Annotated in this window: 14 protein-coding genes; 3 read left to right on the forward strand and 11 right to left on the reverse strand. The window is 61.3% G+C overall.

The genetic code is table 11. The annotated features are described in order from the left end of the window. The first annotated feature begins 162 nt into the window (after positions 1-162). Entirely contained in the window at positions 163-456 is a 294-nt protein-coding gene (locus ACTNDJ_RS01505; RefSeq protein WP_195838532.1) for a DUF6485 family protein, read from the forward strand. 420 nt (positions 457-876) lie between these two features. Here the strand turns inward: ACTNDJ_RS01505 and ACTNDJ_RS01510 are convergent, their stop codons facing one another. From ACTNDJ_RS01510 to ACTNDJ_RS01535, 6 genes are all read right to left on the reverse strand, one after another. After that, positions 877-1,197, reverse strand: coding sequence for an MGMT family protein (locus ACTNDJ_RS01510; RefSeq protein ID WP_441083216.1), 321 nt, complete (start codon positions 1,195-1,197; stop codon positions 877-879). Positions 1,198-1,390: 193 nt separating this feature from the next. Then, positions 1,391-2,245 (reverse strand): DegV family protein, encoded by an 855-nt coding sequence (locus ACTNDJ_RS01515; protein ID WP_427727967.1) that lies wholly within the window; start codon positions 2,243-2,245, stop codon positions 1,391-1,393. A gap of 119 nt (positions 2,246-2,364) precedes the next feature. Beyond that, positions 2,365-2,814, reverse strand: coding sequence for a MarR family winged helix-turn-helix transcriptional regulator (locus tag ACTNDJ_RS01520; RefSeq protein WP_154515655.1), 450 nt, complete (start codon positions 2,812-2,814; stop codon positions 2,365-2,367). Between the two features lie 169 nt (positions 2,815-2,983). Beyond that, positions 2,984-3,703, reverse strand: a complete 720-nt coding sequence (locus ACTNDJ_RS01525) for a B3/B4 domain-containing protein (RefSeq protein WP_441083217.1) — start codon at positions 3,701-3,703, stop codon at positions 2,984-2,986. A gap of 224 nt (positions 3,704-3,927) precedes the next feature. Beyond that, positions 3,928-5,598: a phosphoenolpyruvate carboxykinase (ATP) gene (gene pckA, locus ACTNDJ_RS01530; RefSeq protein ID WP_427719537.1), complete on the reverse strand. Its 1,671-nt coding sequence runs from the start codon at positions 5,596-5,598 to the stop codon at positions 3,928-3,930. A 263-nt stretch (positions 5,599-5,861) separates the two neighbouring features. Next, positions 5,862-7,433, reverse strand: coding sequence for an L-lactate permease (locus ACTNDJ_RS01535; RefSeq protein ID WP_441083218.1), 1,572 nt, complete (start codon positions 7,431-7,433; stop codon positions 5,862-5,864). A 177-nt stretch (positions 7,434-7,610) separates the two neighbouring features. On the opposite strand from ACTNDJ_RS01535, the gene ACTNDJ_RS01540 reads away from it, so the two are divergent. Beyond that, positions 7,611-9,185, forward strand: coding sequence for a lipopolysaccharide biosynthesis protein (locus ACTNDJ_RS01540; protein ID WP_441083219.1), 1,575 nt, complete (start codon positions 7,611-7,613; stop codon positions 9,183-9,185). 317 nt (positions 9,186-9,502) lie between these two features. Here the strand turns inward: ACTNDJ_RS01540 and ACTNDJ_RS01545 are convergent, their stop codons facing one another. After that, positions 9,503-10,342, reverse strand: coding sequence for a metallophosphoesterase (locus tag ACTNDJ_RS01545; protein WP_441063056.1), 840 nt, complete (start codon positions 10,340-10,342; stop codon positions 9,503-9,505). A 324-nt stretch (positions 10,343-10,666) separates the two neighbouring features. On the opposite strand from ACTNDJ_RS01545, the gene ACTNDJ_RS01550 reads away from it, so the two are divergent. Further along, entirely contained in the window at positions 10,667-12,268 is a 1,602-nt protein-coding gene (locus ACTNDJ_RS01550; RefSeq protein WP_441083220.1) for a potassium/proton antiporter, read from the forward strand. Between the two features lie 326 nt (positions 12,269-12,594). On the opposite strand, the gene ACTNDJ_RS01555 is transcribed toward ACTNDJ_RS01550, so the two are convergent. From ACTNDJ_RS01555 to pglZ, 4 genes are all read right to left on the reverse strand, one after another. Next, a complete protein-coding gene (locus tag ACTNDJ_RS01555; protein WP_441056273.1) occupies positions 12,595-12,789 on the reverse strand; it encodes a hypothetical protein in 195 nt (64 codons plus the stop codon). A 27-nt stretch (positions 12,790-12,816) separates the two neighbouring features. Continuing rightward, a complete protein-coding gene (locus ACTNDJ_RS01560; protein ID WP_441083221.1) occupies positions 12,817-14,181 on the reverse strand; it encodes a hypothetical protein in 1,365 nt (454 codons plus the stop codon). A gap of 77 nt (positions 14,182-14,258) precedes the next feature. Continuing rightward, the gene (gene brxL, locus ACTNDJ_RS01565) at positions 14,259-16,592 is read right to left on the reverse strand and encodes a protease Lon-related BREX system protein BrxL (protein WP_441083222.1); all 2,334 of its coding nucleotides are present in this window, start codon (positions 16,590-16,592) and stop codon (positions 14,259-14,261) included. 11 nt (positions 16,593-16,603) lie between these two features. After that, on the reverse strand, positions 16,604-19,285 hold the full coding sequence (gene pglZ / locus ACTNDJ_RS01570; RefSeq protein ID WP_441083223.1) for a BREX-1 system phosphatase PglZ type A: 2,682 nt from the start codon (positions 19,283-19,285) through the stop codon (positions 16,604-16,606). Between the last annotated feature and the right edge of the window lie 13 nt (positions 19,286-19,298).

The following is a 19,298-nucleotide window of genomic DNA, read 5'->3' on the forward strand; positions in this document are numbered from 1 at the left end:
GCGGTTTTGTTTTCTTCAGAGGTCGGTCGCCGAGATATTCAGCCGCTTGGCAGAACCCCTAAGTCGCAAGCACCTTGAGGCTATATCCTGTTAAGCAATGACACCCTATTGTTTAACATGCGGCAGCTTTTACGGCAGACCCGACCGACCAGAAGGAGTCCCATGAGCTCAGTTGCGTTTTGTACCTGCAACGACCGGAAATGCCCATTTAACCCTGTCAACCACGAGAAGGGCTGCACACCGTGTATCGCTAAGAATCTGCACGAGCACGAGATTCCAACGTGCCTGTTCAACGCGATTTCTCCCGATCGGCTTGAGGCCGATAAAGACGAGTGGTCGTGGCAAGCGTTCGCGCGGCATGTAGAAGCATATCTGGGAAGCGACAGCCCAAGAATCCCCGCAGGCGAAGAAGCGCCGCAGGGATTTACCAAGATCGGTTGCTGTAAGCGGGACTAACAATCAAAGTTAGTGCCCCCCTAAAACCAAACGTCAGTACCTCATTATGGGATAACAGACCTGATGGGTTTGCCCCATGCTTACAGGAAAGCGCCCGCCGACCATGGCAGCCGGCGGGCCCGTTCCCGAAGTACACCGTTGAATCGCACAGAGGGGAGGAATGCGAATCAAACTCAACAGGGCAGGCTTTTTCATCGCCTATGGCCTGCTCCGTTGCTGCATACAATATAGTTCACCATAGTTTACTCTGCCGTATCAAACCGCGCCGCCACACCTTCTGCATAAGTTAACCGCGTTAAACCTGCCAATTAGGGACAGGTTTATTTTGGCAGGTTTTATCTGGGGAAACATCAATGGAGCCAGCGTTCCGCCACAAAGAGGACAGCCACCTTTGTGGTGGTTTTGACCACGGCAGAGCCGCTAGAGCCCTGCTGGCCAGCGACAGGCGGCCAAGTCGACGTGCATGGGGTCGACAAACGTCACGCCCTCCCCCAGCAGAAGTTCGCGCTGAGCATCGGGGCCGCCAAACGCAAAGCCCTCGCAAATGCTGCCATCGGCAAACACCACACGATGGCAGGGAATCTGACCAGGGCGCGGATTGCCGTGCAGCGCATAGCCCACGTACCGCGCACTTCGTGGACGGCCGGCGAGCAGCGCCACCTGGCCGTACGTGGCAACCATCCCCTCAGGGATCTGCTCGACTACCTCGTACACCCGCTCAAAAAAGCCCTCAGACGCCATCGATGCTCCTTTGCTCCCGCAACAGCATAAATCAAATGATCCCTCGGGGACGGCAGGGTTGCGGATCATTTGCGGCCTCCGTGCGGCCGATGGTCCGCAACCCCGTCATCGCCGAGGGATCACATGGCATGGCAGGTAGCGTTTGCCCAGATAAAACCTGCCAAAATAAACCTGTCCCTTTTTGGCAGGTCGGTTAGTTGGCAGGCTGGAAGAAGGCTACGGCTACGGCACCGGGGCCTACATGGGTGCCGATGGTGGCGCCGATGGTGTGAACGGGCAGCTCGCCCTCGGTGTGGCCAGCCCACAGCGCGGCGCTGTCCTCGATATACTTCTTGAGCACCGCATCCGAAAGGCCCGTATAGCCGAGCGCCAGCGGCATGGAAAAGTCGACGCCGCCCGCCTTTTCGACCTTTTGGTTCAGCAGGTTGCGACCGTTCTTGGAACCGCGCGCCTTGCCCAGCTGCACGATCAGACCGTCCTCGGCAGCCACCACGGGCTTTACGTTGAGCAGCGTACCCACAGCGCCGGCCGCAGCAGACAGGCGACCGCCGCGCACCAGGTACTCCAGCGTCTCGAGCAGGCCGATAACCACCACGCGGTCGCGCACGGCCTCGACCGCCGCCGCGATCTGGGCAGCGCCACGGCCCTCGTCCACCAAGCGCAGGGCATACTCGACCAGCACGCGCTCGCCCAAGGTGACGTTGTTGCTGTCTACCACGAACACATCGCCGCCCGGGGCCTCGGCAAGAGCGGTGCGCGCACTCTGATTGGTGCCGGAAAGCTTAGCGCCCACGGTAATAATCACGGCCTCATCGCCGGCCTCACGAACCTCGGCGATAGCCTGCGAAAACGCGTACGGGTTGACCTGACCGGTCTTGGGCAGCTCATCGCGCTCCACGAGCATCTCGTAAAAGCGCTGGTGATCGATGTCGACGCCATCCATGTACACATCGGTGCCAAAGGTAACGGACAGTGGCAAAACAGCCAGTGCCGGGTGCTCCGCCGGCGACATATCGCTTGCGGAATCGGTAATAATGCGGACGGACATAGCGAATCCTTTCTTGCGCAGGTCCCGCGCAGGGAATTTTGACAGCAATGCCCCGGCACGGTATACGCGCTCAAACGGGACGATGCAGTTGTTAATGGGAAGCAAATGCCCAGGCGGCCCTACAGCTCGCGCAGGGTGTCGAGAATCGTACGCAGCGACGCGTACATCTGCTCGCGCTGCTCCACACCCATGGCCTTGCCGGTGGCGTCGAGCACCTCGCGAATAATGCGATCGGCCTCATTCATGCTCTCGCCGCCCAACGTGGTCAGGCGAACCGGGGCACGATACTTAACGGCGGCATCGCCCGAATCGTCGACCTCGACGTAGCCGCCCTCTTCCAGATGCGCCAGCGTGCGCGAGACGGCAGCGCGGGTCACGCCTGCCATGCGGGCGAGGTCGGCACCAGTCAGGCCATCCTTGCTGCGCTCAAGATAGTACAGGCACATGATATCGGAACCCTTAAGGCCCAGCCTTGCGCCCTCAGATGCCTTAATGCGCTGGATCTCCTTGTAGAGCCCGCTAATCAGTCCGACAAAGTCCTCAAAACGTGTCTCGTCGTTCTGCTGCATGGGAGACGACCGCCTTTCGCTTACATGATGCTAACGGGTAAACATCTTAGCCGCATGCCCGAACCCCCGTACCCAAATATCCCAATTGTTAACTCATCAACATAAAAACCACCACAAAGGGGACAGCACCTTTGTGGTGGTTTGGGGCATCAAAAGGTTCTAGGCGCCGCTACAGCTCCACGCAGGGATTGTCGCGGGTCACAAGCGTCTTGACGACAACCGTCGCTCCCAGATAGCGCTCAAGCAGCTCGGCTAAGCGATCGATCGCGGCCTGACAGTCCCCCATTCGCTCGGGCTCAACACACTCAATCGCCAGGAACGCATCGGCAGAATCGTCGGACAGAGCCGTTCGAACGCCGTCGCGCCAGTTCCAGCAGCGGCACACGGCACCCGCATCATCGATGTAGGCGAGCTCGCCGGGCAGCGTCGGATCATCCGCCTCCTCGCCAAGCGGCAGGAACGCATCGCCACCGTCGGTCACCTTCAAGCGAAGGTCTCCCTCAATCGCGTGCAAATCCTCGCCTCCCACGGGCAGCGCGTAGGTCAGCGACACCGTGTTGTAAATATCCACCGCCGGTGTGATATGACCGACCGGCTTGCCCTTGAGCACGCGCTTGAGCAAGTTCTCGATCGAGCAGCGGGCGCCCTTTTTAGTCTTGAACAGGCGATAGGCCTCGCGCCAAGCCTTGACCGGCGCGTTCTCGCTGATGGTATCGCTTGTCAGATGACGCTCCGCATCGATATTGGCGCGATCGAGCAGCGCCGCAATCGCGTCCACGTCCTCTTGAGGAATCGTAGCCGCGGGCTTCATGCCCTTTACGACTACGACGCCGACCGCCGCCTGTGGAAATAGCTCCCAAAATGAATCATCGGCAACAAAGCTCTTCATACGTGCTCCTTTCGCAATTCGCGCCAACGCGAGCGCCTAAACAAAAAGCGCCCCTACAACGGCCACCTTCAAAGTCCTACGGTGCCGTCACAAGAGCGCTTACGCTGTCCCCATCCGGAGAAGGGGACGATATGTCAGGCGCATTGTAACCCGAGTCATCCACACGAGCAAAACCACCACAAAGGCGCCTGCCTCTTTGTGGTGGATATGGACTCAAGGCGACGCTAGTGGCGGAGTCCCAGCAGGCCGCGGCCGCGATGACGGGCCTCGGCGGACACCTGAGCGTGCGGGCCGGCGGCCTTGACGGACTCGGGCAGGTGCGAGTACTTCTTCTCGAAGTTCTCCTCGAACATCACCGCCAGGTTGTGCGCGGCCTCGTCGTAGCGCGCTGTGCTCTGCCAGTACTGGCGCGGCACCAGGATGCCGTCCGGCACACCGTGGCACGTGGTGGGAATATCGACATTAAAGATATCGTCGTGCAAGAACTCGCTGTCCTCGATGGTACCGTCGAGGGCGCGTGCGACCAGGGCGCGCGTGTAGGCAAGCTCGATACGATGGCCCACGCCATAACCGCCGCCAATCCAGCCGGTGTTGAGCAGATAGACGCGGGTGCGACCGTCGGCGATACGCTCGCCGAGCATCTTGGCATAGACCATGGGGTCGAGCGGCATAAACGGCTCTCCGAACAGCGAGGAGAACGTAGGCGTGGGCTCGGTGACGCCGACCTCGGTACCGGGGATCTTGGCGGTGAAGCCCGTCACAAAGTGATACATGGCGGCATCGGCCGTCAGGCGCGAGATAGGCGGCAGCACGCCAAAGGCATCGCAGGTCAAAAACAGCACGACGCTCGGGGTGGTGCCCATGCCCTTGGTCCACGCGTTGGGGATATGCTCGACGGGATAGGCAACGCGCGTGTTGTGCGTGATCGAGACGTCATCGTAGTTGGGCTTGCGGTTCTCGTCGAGCACCACGTTTTCGCAGATCGCGCCAAAGCGAACGGCATTGAAGATCTCGGGCTCGTGAAACTCGTCCAGGCCCTCGCACTTGGCGTAGCAGCCGCCCTCGATGTTGAAGATGCCCATGTCGGACCAACCGTGCTCGTCGTCGCCGATCAGCAGGCGCGTGGGATTGGCCGAAAGCGTGGTCTTGCCGGTGCCGGACAGGCCAAAGAACACGGCGGTCTCGTGCGTGACGGGATCCATGCTGGCCGAGCAATGCATGGGCAGCACATCGTCCTCGACGGGCAGCAGGTAATTCATGACGCTGAAGATGGACTTTTTAATCTCACCGGAGTAGCCGGTGCCGGCAACCAGAATCACGCGTTCCTGGAAGTTGATGACCACGGCGGCGCTGGAGTTGAGGCCCTTGATGGCGGGGTCGCACTGGTACCCGGGTGCCGCGAGCACGCAAAAGTCCGGCTCGCCGGTGCGCGCAATTTCGCGAGCGAGCGGACGGGCGAGCATCTGCTTAATGAAGAGCGCCTGGCTCGCGCGCTCGCAGGCAACGAGCAGGCGACGCGTGTGGTTGCGGTCGGCACCGGCCATGCCGCGGGTGACGAACACATCGCGCTCGTTGAGATAGTCGACAATGCCGGCCTTGATGGCCTCGTAGCTCTCAATCGAAAGCGGGCGGTTGACGGCGCCCCAGGCGATCTTGTCGTGAACATCGGGGGTGTCAACGATAAAGCGGTCGTTGGGAGAACGGCCGGTGCGCTCCCCCGTCTCGATTACCAGCGCGCCGTTGGATGCCATGCGGCCCTCTTCACGGCGGATGGCGTGCTCGACGAGCTCCGCAGCAGGTAGATCGACCAGCAGACGCGGCTGATTCTCGGCGGGATCTTCGACCAGCGTAATACCAAAGTTGGACAGAACTTCTGCAGGGGTAACACCAGGCATGGGGCCTCCTTTAAAAGCGCGTCACGCGGGCGCGGCGCGCACTTTACTCACGTAAAGTTCGTTGTACCCGATATGCAAAAACGTTTTTTGCGGCAAGGGCGGCAAGCCCGCCCAACGGTCAAAAATCCCAGGCAAGCGGCCTAGTCATTGGGTAGTCATTGGGGACGTTCTTAAACGACGAGTCGTTGGGGACACTCTTGAACAGGCAACATTCAAGGAGTGTCCCCGGATGCCAGCACAAAAGGAACGTCCCTAAGTGCCAACTATAGCGGCAAGCCTTGGCCGAGCATGGCGATGGCGCTCATAAGGATCAGCATGCCGGCGGCGTAGGGCAGGACCGCGCCCAGGAGCTCGGCATCCCTGCCGCGCACGTGCACGGCGGCCAGGCCGATGGCAAGCGTCTGCGGCGAGATCATCTTGCCGGCGGCGACGCCAAGCGCGTTCAGCGCGACCATCCAGTAGTCGCTCACGCCCAGCGCGGTGGCAGCCTGGCTCTGGATGGGACCAAACAGCATGCCAGAAGACGTGCCCGAACCGGTCACGAACGCACCGACCGCGCCGATCCACGGAGCCAGAATCGGGTACAGGCCACCGGCGACCGCAATGCAAAACGCGCTGATCGAAGAGATCATGCCCGCATAGCCCATAACCTTGGCACAGCCCAGAACCGAAAGCATGGTAATGACCGTCGGCATCATCTGCTTGACGGTCGCGGCCAGTACCTTGCCCATCAAGCGCGGCGAAGCACCCTGAATGGCGCCGCCGACAAACGCCGCCAGGAAAATCCAGACGCCCGGCGTGTTGATCCACGAAAACGTGAGCGTGCCGGGGTTCTCGCCGCAATACACCTGCACCTGGCTCGCAAACGGTGCGAGCGCAGCATGCACGGCAGGCACCAGGTTAGACGTTCCCAACAGCAGCACAAAGATCAGGATGAAGCACGACCAAGCCGAAAGCGCCGACTTAGCGGTGAGCTGCTCGCCGGCCTCGATATTCATGTGGAAGCGTGCGTCCAGATGCCCCGACTTCTCGGCACGCATGGCAAGCGCAGCTGTCAGCGCGAGCGAAACGATGGAACCGACGACGACGGCAAGCTCGGGACCCACAAACATAGCAACGACAAGAGCCGCACCGGCAAAGGACACGCCGGAGAGCACGGCGATGCCCGCCACGCCGTTCAGGCGCTCGGCAACGCCCGCAACATTACCCTGGTCATCGGCGACACGACCCGCAACCAGCACGATAAACAGCGGCATCACCACAAAGAAAGGCGCCAACTGCACCATCTGAACGGTCGCCAAATGCAGCGGGTCCAGGCCCACCAGACCGGCAACGGACACCGTGGGAATGCCAATGGAGCCGTAGGGCGTGGGCACGCCGTTGGCCAGCAGACAGATGAGCACGGCGGGCACGGCCTCAAAGCCCAGGCCCGCGAGCATGCCGGCGGGAATAGCAACGGCGGTGCCAAAACCGGCCATGCCCTCCATAAAGCCACCAAAGCACCAGGCCACAAGCAGCGCCAGCAGACGGCGATCGCTGCTGATGGAGGTGATCATGCTGCCGATCACGTCCATGGCGCCCGTGCGAACGCACAGGTTATACGTGAACACCGCGGCGATGATTACCAAAACGATGGGCCACAGGGCCATCAAAAAGCCTTCGAGCGAGGCAGTCGCGATCTGTGCTGCCGGCAGGTGCCACCATGCGAAGGCAAGCACGCACGAAAGGACAAACGATCCGATGGCGGCTTTCCAAGCTGGCCATTTAAAGCACAGCAGCATCACGACAAGCCAAATGATCGGCACAAGAGCCAGCAAGAATGCGGCGACGTCCATAGGTAGAAGCTCCTTGGTGCCGCGCGGGCGGCATCGGGGTGTCACATAACTTCAACAGGATACCGCACGCTCACCGACAATTTACTGCCGCCCCCCGAAAATATTGAACAATCCGTTCAAAAACATGAGTGACACCGTCGCGTCTATACTAGAACGCAGCAATAGAAAGGACCCGCCTTGAGCATCTCGCCCCTCGATAGCATCCGCCGCGCCATCGCCCGCCGCAACGGCATCGCCAACCCCGCTGTATCGGGCGGGGCGCACGGACAGGGCGGACGCATCGAGAACGGCCTGTTCCCCGCCTCGCACACCGCCGAGGAGCTCGCGCGCATCCAGGAGCTAAGCCAGCGTAACGCCGGCGGGCCAAATAGCGACCAAGCCACGCGTCGTCGGCGCGAGCGCGATCGCCAGCCCGGCCCCATCCACCGCGTGGCCAACGCCTGGTGGAACCGCCTGCTCGGCGCCGTCTACGGCGGCGGTTTCTCCATGCAGGAAGCCGAATACGAGGAGCACGCCACCCGTCGCGACTACCTTTGGAATACCCTCGGCACCGCCGTGTGGGGCATGGCGTTTCCGCTGTTCACTATCGTGTCTACGCAGCTTGTGGGCGCCGAAGAAGCCGGCAAGTTCTCCATCGCCTTTGTCACCGGCACGCTCATCATGATCGCGTGCAACTACGGCGTGCGCAATTTTCAGGTCTCGGACATCGACGAGAAGACGTCCTTTGCCTCCTACCAGCTCAACCGCTGGCTTTGCGGAGCTCTCGCCCTAGGATGCGGCCTCATGTACAGCAGCGCCCGCGGCTATGACGCGCAGATGGCGACGATCGGCCTGGGCGTCTACCTCTATAAGGTGATCGACGGCATCGCCGACGTGTACGAGGGCCGCCTGCAGCAGGCCGACAAGCTCTATTTGGCCGGCATGAGCCAAACGCTGCGCTCCGTCGGCGTCATCGCGGTCTTTAGCGCGGCACTGTTCCTCACGCGCAGCATGCCCATCGCGGCCATGGCCATGGGTGTCACAGCAATCGCCTCGCTTGTGCTGGTCACCGCCCCGCTCGCCCTGCTCGAAACCGAAAAATCGCGTCGCGTGAGCATACGCGAAGTCGGCCGCCTTTTTGCGCAGTGTGCCCCGCTCTTTGGCGCGCTCTTTTTGTTCAACCTTATCGAGAGCATGCCCAAGTTTGTGATGGAAGGCACGCTGGCCTACAAATATCAGCTGTATTTTAATGCCCTATTCTTTCCGGCGCAGGCCATTTTGCTGAGCATTGGTTTTATCTATAAACCGCAGCTCTTGCGTTTGTCGAGCATTTGGGCTAACCCGCGCAAGCGTCGCCGCTTTGACTTAATTATTGTCGCCGTCATGGCGCTGATCTTGGGTTTCACTGGCGCATGCGCCGCGTTTATGGCAGGCCCCGGCATTCCCCTTATGAGCTTTATGTACGGCCTCAACTTTGAGCGCTACCGCACATTGGCGCTGCTGATGGTCGTCGCCGGCGGCATCACCGCAGCCATCGATTTTATCTACGCCATTATCACAGTGCTGCGCCACGCCGGCGATGTCACCAAGATCTACCTCATTTGCTTTGCCGTGAGCGTGGTGCTCCCGATGATCCTCATCAACCTACTGGGGCTGATGGGTGCCGTCGTGAGCTACCTGGCGGTTATGGCCCTACTGCTGGTGCTGTTGATTGTCGAGTACGCCCACATTCGCCAGCGCATAGAACGAGCCCGCAACCCGTACGGCGCCTAATTGGCTGCCCCGGTCACCGGAATTTGCGATGGAATCACCCCGGCTGGGGTCTCGTCGCGGACAATATGCATCACGCAAAACTAAGTGAGTAGACTTTTACCGAATCCCCGACCACACCGACAAAGCACAAGCCTGTGACTTGCGGTTTTGTTGAAGCAAACATGTTGGGTGCTCGGCATTTCCAAAAAAGCCTACTCACTTAGCCAGCGGGCAGCCAAATGATTATGTAATCCCCGTCCCAGAAAAATCATTTGATGGGCAGAAGGGCAAAAGTAGTCAAAAAAGCCCCGTCCCAAATTAGCTACCCTTTGCACCGATTATTCGCCGGGGAGAATATTTGCATAGAACTCCGCCCCATCGTCCAGGCGCAGAATGCCTACGCGGCCGAACTCGGAGCCGGTGGCGGCGGCGCAGTCGATGTCGATACGGTCGGGAACACCGGCGGTATCCTCACCGCCCAAGCGCACCATCTGCCCGCGGCCCGACTCCTCGTCGAGCCCTGCCAGGCCGCCCACCTCGCAATAACGCCCGAGCGACACCGTTGGCGTGTGGCCGCTCACCACGACCGGACCCTTGCCCTCGGCAGATAGCAGCCCCGTCGGGGCATCCCAATAGCCATGGCGAATCCAGAGCAAGTCATCGGACGACTGCACGGCGAGCATTTGCTGCAGCAACTCGCTATCGGCATCGACCGCTCCCCTGCCGTCACCGCAATCAACACCATGCTCAAGCAAAAACGCACGCGCTGCCTCGGCCTGAATGCCGGCGTGCACCAGCAGATACGGACGCTCGGCAGTCTCTGCCACCGCATAGAGTGGCAGGGCGGCAGCCCAGCGCACCAGCTCCTCGTATGCCTCAAACTCCATATCGTTGAGCTGCTGGCGCGTGGTCCAACCGCCGTTGATGTCCCAGGTCTCGGCATCGAGCGGGTCCTGGCCAATGATCGCGTCGAGCATAATCTGCTCGTGGTTACCCTTAAGCACGCGAGCGTTGGGCAGCGATCGCACCAAGTTGATGACGCCGACCGGATCGGGACCGCGATCGATCATGTCGCCCAGCACGTACAGCGTGTCGTCGGACGTTAGCGAGATCTTGGAAAGGGCCTCGTCCAGCGCGCGCACGTGCCCGTGAGCATCGGATGTCACATAGATCGCCATGGAACGCCTTTCCCTGCATTACGGCCGAAGCCCGGAGCCACAACTAAAACTTCAAGTTGAACTTAAACGTTACCCATTGTACTCCGTTGCAATAAAGCTGGGAAGAGCCCCGCGTCGCCAACGGTCGTTAGCAGCCGCACGCCCGGGCGCGCAGTTCACGGTGCACCGCCGGCAGCTGATTCCCGACCAACGTCGCACACGCCGCAGCCTCGTGTCGAAAATGCGCACGCCCGCAATCCACCCCCATAACCCACCATCTTTGGGTACAAATAACCGCAGATAACTGACCGTGCCACGCCAACCTCCCAGGAGCGGACACTATCCATGAACCAGATACTTCTCTTTATAGGCCTCGTCATCATTTTGTGCCTGACCATCAAACCCGTCGGCAAAAAGCTCCCCTTCCCCACCCTGCTCATCTTTATCGCGCTGGGCATGCTGCTGGGCGTCAACGGGCCGGCGCACATCGACTTTAGCGACTATGCGCTCACCGAAACCGTCTGCAGCACGGCGCTGCTGTTCATCATGTTCTACGGCGGCTTTAACACCAACATCGACCGCGCCAAACCTGTCGCCGTGCCCGCGGTGCTGCTGAGCACGCTCGGCGTCGTCGTCACCGCCGGCATCACCGGCGCCTTTGCGCACTTCGCACTGGGCTTCGACTGGATCGGCGGCCTGCTGCTGGGCTCGGTCGTGGCGTCGACCGACGCAGCGAGCGTCTTTAGCGTGCTGCGCGAGCACAGTCTGTCGCTGAGAGGTGGCACCGACTCGCTGCTCGAGGTCGAATCGGGCTCCAACGACCCCGTCGCTTACATGCTCACCGCGGTACTCGCCACGCTCGCGGCGGGCGGCGACATTAACATCCCTGTGCTGCTCGCCAAGCAGATCATCCTGGGTGTGGGCCTGGGCCTTGTCATCGGCTGGGCATCGGGCCGCTTGATCGAGCGCGCACACGCAACAGCCGAGGGCGCGCAGACCATCTTTTTGTTCGCCGTGGCGATCGTCGCCTACGCGCTGCCGAGCTATCTGGGCGGCAACGGCTTTTTAGCCGTGTACCTTGCCGGCATTGTGCTGGGTGCGAGCGACATCACCGGTAAGGTCGAGCTGGCGCACTTCTTTGACACCCTCACCGAGATGGCCGAAATGACCATCTTCTTTTTGCTCGGGCTGCTCGTGACGCCCGCGCGCCTGCCGCAAATGCTACTACCGGGCCTGGCGCTCATGGCGTTTATGCTCTTCGTGAGCCGCCCCATCGCCGTCGGTCTGCTCCTGGCGCCCTTTAAGACAAACCCTCGCCAGGTAGCGCTCGTAAGCTGGGCGGGCCTACGCGGCGCGGCTTCGGTCGTCTTTAGCCTCTTTGCCGTGGTGGCCGGCGTTCCCGGTGGACATGACCTGTTTGACCTGGTCTTTGTGATTGCCGTGTCGAGCATTGTGGTGCAGGGCTCGCTGCTGCCGGCGGTGGCGAAAAAGCTCGACATGATCGATGCGGCCGGCGATGTACGCCGCACGTTTAACGACTACCGCGACGAGGACGGCATGTCGTTTGTTAAGCTCAAGGTTGGCGCGGGGCATCCGTTTGCCGGGCGCTCGCTTGCCGATATTGGCAACGCTACGAACATGCTCGTCGTCCTGGTGCTGCGCGACGGTGCACATCCGGTACTTCCCAACGGGGATACTGTGATCAAGGAAGGTGACCTGTTGGTGATGGCTGCCCCGACGTTTGAAGAGCGTGCCGAGGTTACGCTGCGCGAGGTCACCGTGACTCCCCACGGGCGTCTGGCCGGCCAGCGCCTGCGCGACGTGCCACAAGGCAAGCACCCCTTTATCGTCGTGATGCTCAAGCGCGACGGCCAAACGATCATCCCCGACGGCAACACCCATATATACGCCGGCGACAAAGCCGTCATCGCCACGCTGGCGTCGTAGCGGCAAGGGACAGCCATCCCGAATTGACTACATTTGAGCACCAATCGCCCCGGCTGGGGTCTCGTTGCGAACAATTAGCGCCTCTCAAAACTAAGTGAGTAGACTTTTACCGAATCGCCGACCACGTCACCAAAGTACAAGTCTGTGACCTGCGGGTTTATTGAAGCAAATTAGTCGTGTGCTCGGGATTTCCAATAAAGCCTACTCACTTAGCCGGCGTGCGGTCAAAATAGAACGGTCGCGACCTCATTAGGCTCCATTGGAACGGCTTATCATGCATTTTCGCGCAGCTGCGGGAGCAGACGCTCCGTCTCAAATTAGCTACCCTAGTCATCGTCGCCCGCGGCAAAATCACGGAGGTCGAGGCCTTCGCGTTCGGCTCGGGCTAGGAGCTCTTGGGGCGACTCGTCCTCGATATCCATCACGTCGAGCATGGCAGCCGGAAAGCCCACGCCTGCTGCACTCCCCGCGCGATCGAGCAGACTCTCGCGCAGCTGGTCTACATCAACGTCTATCTTCATGGTGAAACCTCCTGCCGAGCCAGGTCCCTACTCAGCAGCGCTAAGCTTATCCACAGCAGCAACAAAAGCCGCAATCTGCTTGTCGTCCATCTGCACAGCCAAACGCCCCACGGGCTCATCGTAGGCGAACTGCACCTTATCGATAAAGCAATCCCAAGCGCGTTCGTCCACACGCACGGCGGCCTCGCAATACTGGCTGAGCTTTTTGAGTCCATACCAAAACGCATTCACATGACGCGCGGGGTCCTCGTCCAGCACACCATCGTAGCGGCGCCCGTTAAACTCCCGCATGCGTGCCACGGCAACCTCGAGCGAGTCGCCGCCCTCGGCAGAAGCCTCATCCACCAGCTCGGGAATCGGAACCTCACGCCGAACATCATGCCTGGTAGCGCCGTCGTACTCGCCCACCAGCACGTCTTCGTCAAGCCGAGAATCGTAGTCGAAATAGCTCGAGCCCCTGCAAATCCCATGCGGCGAGCCAGAGCCAAACGCGCAGAACAACCCGCCGTCGGCAACAATACGACGGTAGGTCTCAAACGACTTCTTAACCTGAGCGAGCAACTCGAAAAGCAAACCGGCATCGCACGCCGCCTCGCACGCAACGCACGCAGGCTTCGGCAGCCCCGAAGGCTCAACCGTGCTCCCTGCAATGCGGGCGGCGCGCTCGGCCCGATACGCCTGCGCGGCCAAGCGCGCCCTCTGCGCAGCGCCGCGCACGTTGGTAAGTTCACGCTCCAACGCCACGTCACCAGCAACATCGCCAGCAACATCACTCGCAGACCCGCTGGCGCCCTGCGACCCTGTCGCACTCAGCTCGGACTTAAACGTCGCTGTGATCATACCCGCAAGGTCTGTCGCATCGGCGGCACAGCGCAACTGTTCCAGCTGCGTACACAGCAGGTCGGCATCCAAAGGCACGGCATCCACAACGCGCACGCCATTCAGGCGCGCCGCGTCCCGTAGCACCATAGCCCCCGCGGCATCGTACGCCGCGCGGACCTTGTCCGCCGTATTCGCACGCAGCTTTACCTCGATAAACGCGAGCGTCTGCTCCAAACGGGCCAGTAGCTCGGCCTTGTCATCCATGCGCAAAAAGGCAGCATAGCGGCGCTCCATCTGCAGCGGACCGACAATGCCCACCTGCTTGCGAGCGCGTTCAAGCGCAGTGCCCTCAACACGGCGCACGTACGTATCAACAGCCCGCACGGCAGAGTCGCGCGCAGCGCGCTCGGCAGCCTCGACGCCCCTAAGCACGCTCAGCAGCTCGCGGGAGCGCGCCTTGCGCACCAGCTCCCCGCGATCGTACTGCTCAAGCGCCACCTGGCGCTTGGCTACCGACTCAAAGCCAAACAGCTCGTCGAGCAGCTCACCAACAGAACGCTCGTCTGCCACGGTAGGCCTCCTCACGCACTACGCACCAACATGTACGCGGTGCACCCGAACACCGAACGCCCCACTCACCCGCACTCCTACAGATCCAGTGCCTTTTTCGCGGCGTCGACCGGGTCACCATCCATGTAGAACACCGGGCTCAACCCCGAGATAATCTCGGACGACACGCTCTGCAGGCCGGCGATGGCGCTCAGCGGCAAAATCACGCGCTTGGCGCCGGCGTTTTTGGCCACGCGCATAATGTCCTCGAGCCCACGGATCTCGTCCATAGAGCCCGACATGCGCAAGATTCCCGGAATCGCCAGCGCAGGCATCACCGGGCGGTTGCACGCCGCGGAGCACAGGCCCACGAACTCGGCGAGTGAAACTTCTTCGGACAGGCCCTTGCTCTGCAGGTCGTTGTAGAACAGCAGATAATCCTTGGAGCCAATGTGCATCCCCGGCGCCACGCGGTTCGCCAGGTTCACAAAGTTGTCGAACGCGGCCTCCAGCGTATCGCGCACCGGCTTGTTAAAGGCCACGCCCTCGTGCTTAAACTTGCACTCGCCGGCAACGGCCTTGTTCTCCAGCTTGTACACGGCAACCTCGCCGCCCTGCGACCTGCCCACGCCAAACACGTGGCCGGACAGCAGCGGCCCGTCGGGAATCAGCGTGTCCTCGCTCTGCTCGGGCACGCGCACCACGTGCACGTCCTGCGGGTTGTCGGCATCCATATAGCCCAGGTTAACGTCGATAAACTCAACGCCCGCCATAATCTTGAGCTGCTCCTTTACGCGGCGACGGCCCTCGATGGCGTAATCCAGCAGCCAGCGCACGTCGTCCTTGTCCATGGCCTCGTCGGGGAACAGCAGCTTGGCCAGGCCGCTAAAGGTCTTGCGCACGGCGATCTCGTCACGCTTGTTAAAGTCGCTGTTAAAGCGGAAGTAACGGTCGATATGGTGCGTAAAGTCCTTGCGGCGCATCTCTTTGCAAAACTCCGACAGGCAGTCGGTGATCAGGCCATAATGCCCGGTCAGCAGGCTCGAGCGCATCTTGGGAATCTCCCAGCCCGGCAGGTAATAGTGGATACGGTCGAAGAAGGCCGAATCGTTGTTGAACTCCGGCGGGAACGGATCAAACAGGTGCGTGGTCTTAAGGACGTTTTGCACGGTGTCGTTGATGTTGCCCTCAAAGACCATAGAGGCATCGGCGTTAATCTGGTCGCGGCCGCGCGCGTAGCTGCCGCTCGCCATGTAGTCCTTCATGATCTGCACGGCGTTGGTGTCCTTAAAGCGCATACCGGCGACCTCGTCGAACGTCACGCAATCCCAGTGGCCCACCAGGCCCACGCGATCGGCGCGCATGGAGTTCATGCGGCCGAACAGGTTGGCCGTGGTGGTCTGGCCGCCAGAGAGCAAGATGGCGTAGGGCGAGACCTCTTTGTAAATGTGACTCTTGCCGGTGCCGCGGGGACCCAGCTCGCACAGGTTGTAATTGCGCTCGATGAGCGGCACCATACGCTCGATAAAGTGCATGCGCTCTTTCTCGGAAAGCTCGCTGGGCTCATAGCCAGCGGAGCGCAACAGCATGTTGAGCCACTCGTCGCGCGAGAAATACTGGCGCTCGTCGATCATGGCATCCAGGTCCAGGTTGGGCATCTGGATGGGCGTGAGCGACGCCACACTAAACGGAGAGTCCTCGGGGCCGCGCTTTTTGCGCTTGGCCTTGGAGCGGCGCGGCGCATCGTCGCCAAAGACCTCCATGCCAAACTCGTCTTCCTCATCCACGGGATGACGATACTCGATGCTCATAATGCACCAAATGCCACCCTGCAGAATCTTGGAATAGTCGCGCACGTACTCGGCCGGCATTACAAACGGCTCGATGGTCAGGTTGGCAAACGACGCCACGTAGATGTCTTTGTACTCGTCGAGCTTGGCCGTCACCTTATCGATGATGGTAAAGCGGCCCAGTTCGCGAATCTTGGACTTAATGCGCTCGGACTCGTCGGGACGCACGTAGTTATCGGTGAGGATCCTGCGGATGCGATCCAGGCCCTCTGCCACGGCTTCCTCGTCATCGGTTGAGCAGTACATGCCCAGCAGATACTCAAGCACAAAGGTTGGCACGTTGGCGCCGCGCTTCATAAGGGCAGTCAGGTCCTTGCGCACGATCTTGCCAGCAAAGTGCTCGAGCAGCTTGCCGTCCAGCCCGTCCATGTCGTAGCCCTCATCCTCGGGAGCCTCGGCCACAGCTTGGTCATAGCCATCGGTCGAGGACTCGTCCTCGGCGTTCACCGCAGCCTCAACGGGCGCGGCAGCAACCGGCTCCGGGGCAGGCGCCGCAGCCTCAACGGACGCCGCAGCCTCCGCAGGCACACCCACATCAATCGAGGGAACTTCCCACAGATTGTCGTCATGGCTATCAATCATAGGGCACACTCCTAAAAACCAAAGTCAGCAACAGGGGCAAACGAAACGGCGATGGTATACGTCTCGCGCCAAACGATCTTGCCCGACTGGGCGTCGCGGCAAACCAGCAAATGGGACGAGCCGGACCCAAACGACACACCCGTCTTAAGCGTAAATCGAGCCTCGACCACGCGGTCCTGCGGGTTGGGCGAAGTCATGTCCGCATGCACGCGAGCAACATCGCTCACCTCGTTGCCGGTCTCGTCGGTAAACACCAGCTCGTACTCGCACGGCAGCACCTTGCCCGTAGCGGCCTCCTCCTGCAGCAACTTAATGCCAAACAGCGAGTTGGTAACGCGGCGGCTCTCGCTCAGCACGCGCAGCTTCGCAGTCTGCGTATCAACGAATTCCTTTGAGGACGCACTCAGGCGGCGATACCCGACCACCGGCACCACGAGCTCCTGCAGACTCACGCCGCCATGCACGTAGCGCTTGGTTCCGCCGGGTCGCTTGTAGTGCACGATCCCGCGCGGAGCCAAGCCAACGTAGCCGCCGCCCGGCACCACATGGTCCATGTTCATGGCTAAACACGGGCTACCGTCCGCGCCGTTAGCGATATCAGCCAAGGTGTCGCCCTGAGCGACCACCGCATGGCGCTTGCCAAACAGCACCGGATCGTCGGGCAGGTCGTTCTTGCCCAGGAACAAGCATTCCGGCAGTTCGTTGGCCGTGTACAAAAAGCCGTGGTCGGACGTAATCGTCACGCGGGCGCCTGGCGCGTCGGTGCACACGCGCTTGGCGATCGAGACCAGCTCGTCCACGCTCTCGGCGCACGCATCGAACACATCGCTTTCGGTGGCGAGCTTCTCCCCCGTCGCGTCGATCTTGTTGTGATACAGGTACACGATCTCGCTGGACTTGAGCAGCTCCTTGCGGTCGGCGGCAGACATGTCCAGATACGCTGCGGCACTCAGGGCACGACCCGTAGGCGCGGCCTTCTGCAGAACCGCTTGACGATCGACCGTAGAACCCGTCGGCATATCATCGAGCAGCACGGCGCCCGTTTCCATGTTGAGCGTCATGGCCTGATGCGGCAACAGCGCCGGCATGCCCATCTCGGTAATAGAGGGAAACATCGCCTGCACGCTACCCATGCGCACCTCGCCGCCGCGCTCGCGCTCCAAAGCGGCAGCCACGTCCTGCGCTACCTCGTAGCGCAGCGCATCGCTGATCAGGACCACCTTGGCCTTGGCACTACCGGTATACGTGGGCAGCGTCTCCCAATAAAACAGGTCTTGGCGAGCGATGCCCCCAACATAGCCGGCATCGCGCCACTGCGCCTGGGCGGCATTGGCCCAGCACGCGTTGCTCTCGGTCAGATACCAGTTAACGTAGTTGTTCTCGGCCCATTCGACCGCGCGGCGCTCGGGCTCCTCCAACAGGTCGACACCGCGCAGCTTGCAGCGCTCGTTGGCCTGGCGCAGCGCGCGGTATGCAGCATCCATGCGCCACCAATCTGTGGTATAGGTCTCCCATACCTCGGCCGCCTGGGCAATATGGAATCCACCCGCATGGTCGCGCTTAAAGGCTGCCATGTCGGCCAGCGCCAAAAGCACCTGGTAGTAGCAGGCGACATCGTCGTACCAGCACAGGTCGCGACGGGCCGCGGCAACACGACGCGCCTCGTCAACGCGATCGGCACCCTGCGCCAGCGAGGCGAGCAGGTCGCTCAAAATGGCCTCATCAACGCACGGGAATACATCCAGGCGCAGCAGATCGTCGGTAGGCAGAGCACCAAACACATGGCGCAGGCCGCACGCGTCCTGGACCAGCTCGCAAATCTCGCGCAGGTCATCAGACGCCGCAGCATCGCCCGCCCATTCGCGGACAACGGCAATGCAATACGGCGCATAGGCAGGCGCAATATGGTTGGAAAGCTTTTGCAGCGCAGCCGCCGGCACCAGCGAGGCTGAGGCCGTCAGCAGCACATGGGCGGCAAAATCCTGGAGCGAATCGCGCTCGAACAGCGTACCCTCAAAGCCCGTGCGCTGACGCACAAAGGCTGCAAGGCTATCGGCGGCCTCAAACTTCTGCGCCAGTTCCGCCAGTGCCTCCGGGCCATCGCGCAGCAGCATAGTCAGGCATGCGCGCACAATAAACGGCATGGTGGCAGCGCTGGGATCGGAGCCGCCAAACATGGCAGCCAGCAGGCCCAGCTCAACATCGGCCGCGCACGCAGGCGCGGGCATGCACTTAGAAAACTTGGCGACGCGGCCCTTGGCGGCAAAGAACGACTTGTGCGCCTGCAGTGCCTTGCGAATATCCCGCGCGTTCGAGGCCCCCAGCTGATCGGCCAGCAGCGACAGATAGTCCGCCGAGAACTGATCGGCGTACAGTTCAACATCGGCCAGCCAATCGCCCTCGAGGCCGCCACGCCCCTGCTGGCGATACACCAGCATGTCGCTCGTGGTGTCCTCGCGGGCGATAAGGCGCTTGACCTCAAACATATGCCCGTCGCAAGCCTCCACAAAGCGCACCGGACGCGGCAGGCGCTGCTCTACCGCTTCGCCAAAGCCGCCCTCGGCAAGCTCGGCAAACGTGGCGGCAAACTCGCCTTCCGCGTCGTGCCACACCACCACGCGGCGCTCACGGCAATCGGGCAGCGGCTGTTCAAAGCGCGCCGCCAGCTCTTCAATTACATCGAACTTTGCCATCTAACAATCCCAC

The sequence above is a fragment of the Collinsella sp. HCP3S3_D1 genome, from assembly GCF_052064015.1.
Classification (GTDB): domain Bacteria; phylum Actinomycetota; class Coriobacteriia; order Coriobacteriales; family Coriobacteriaceae; genus Collinsella.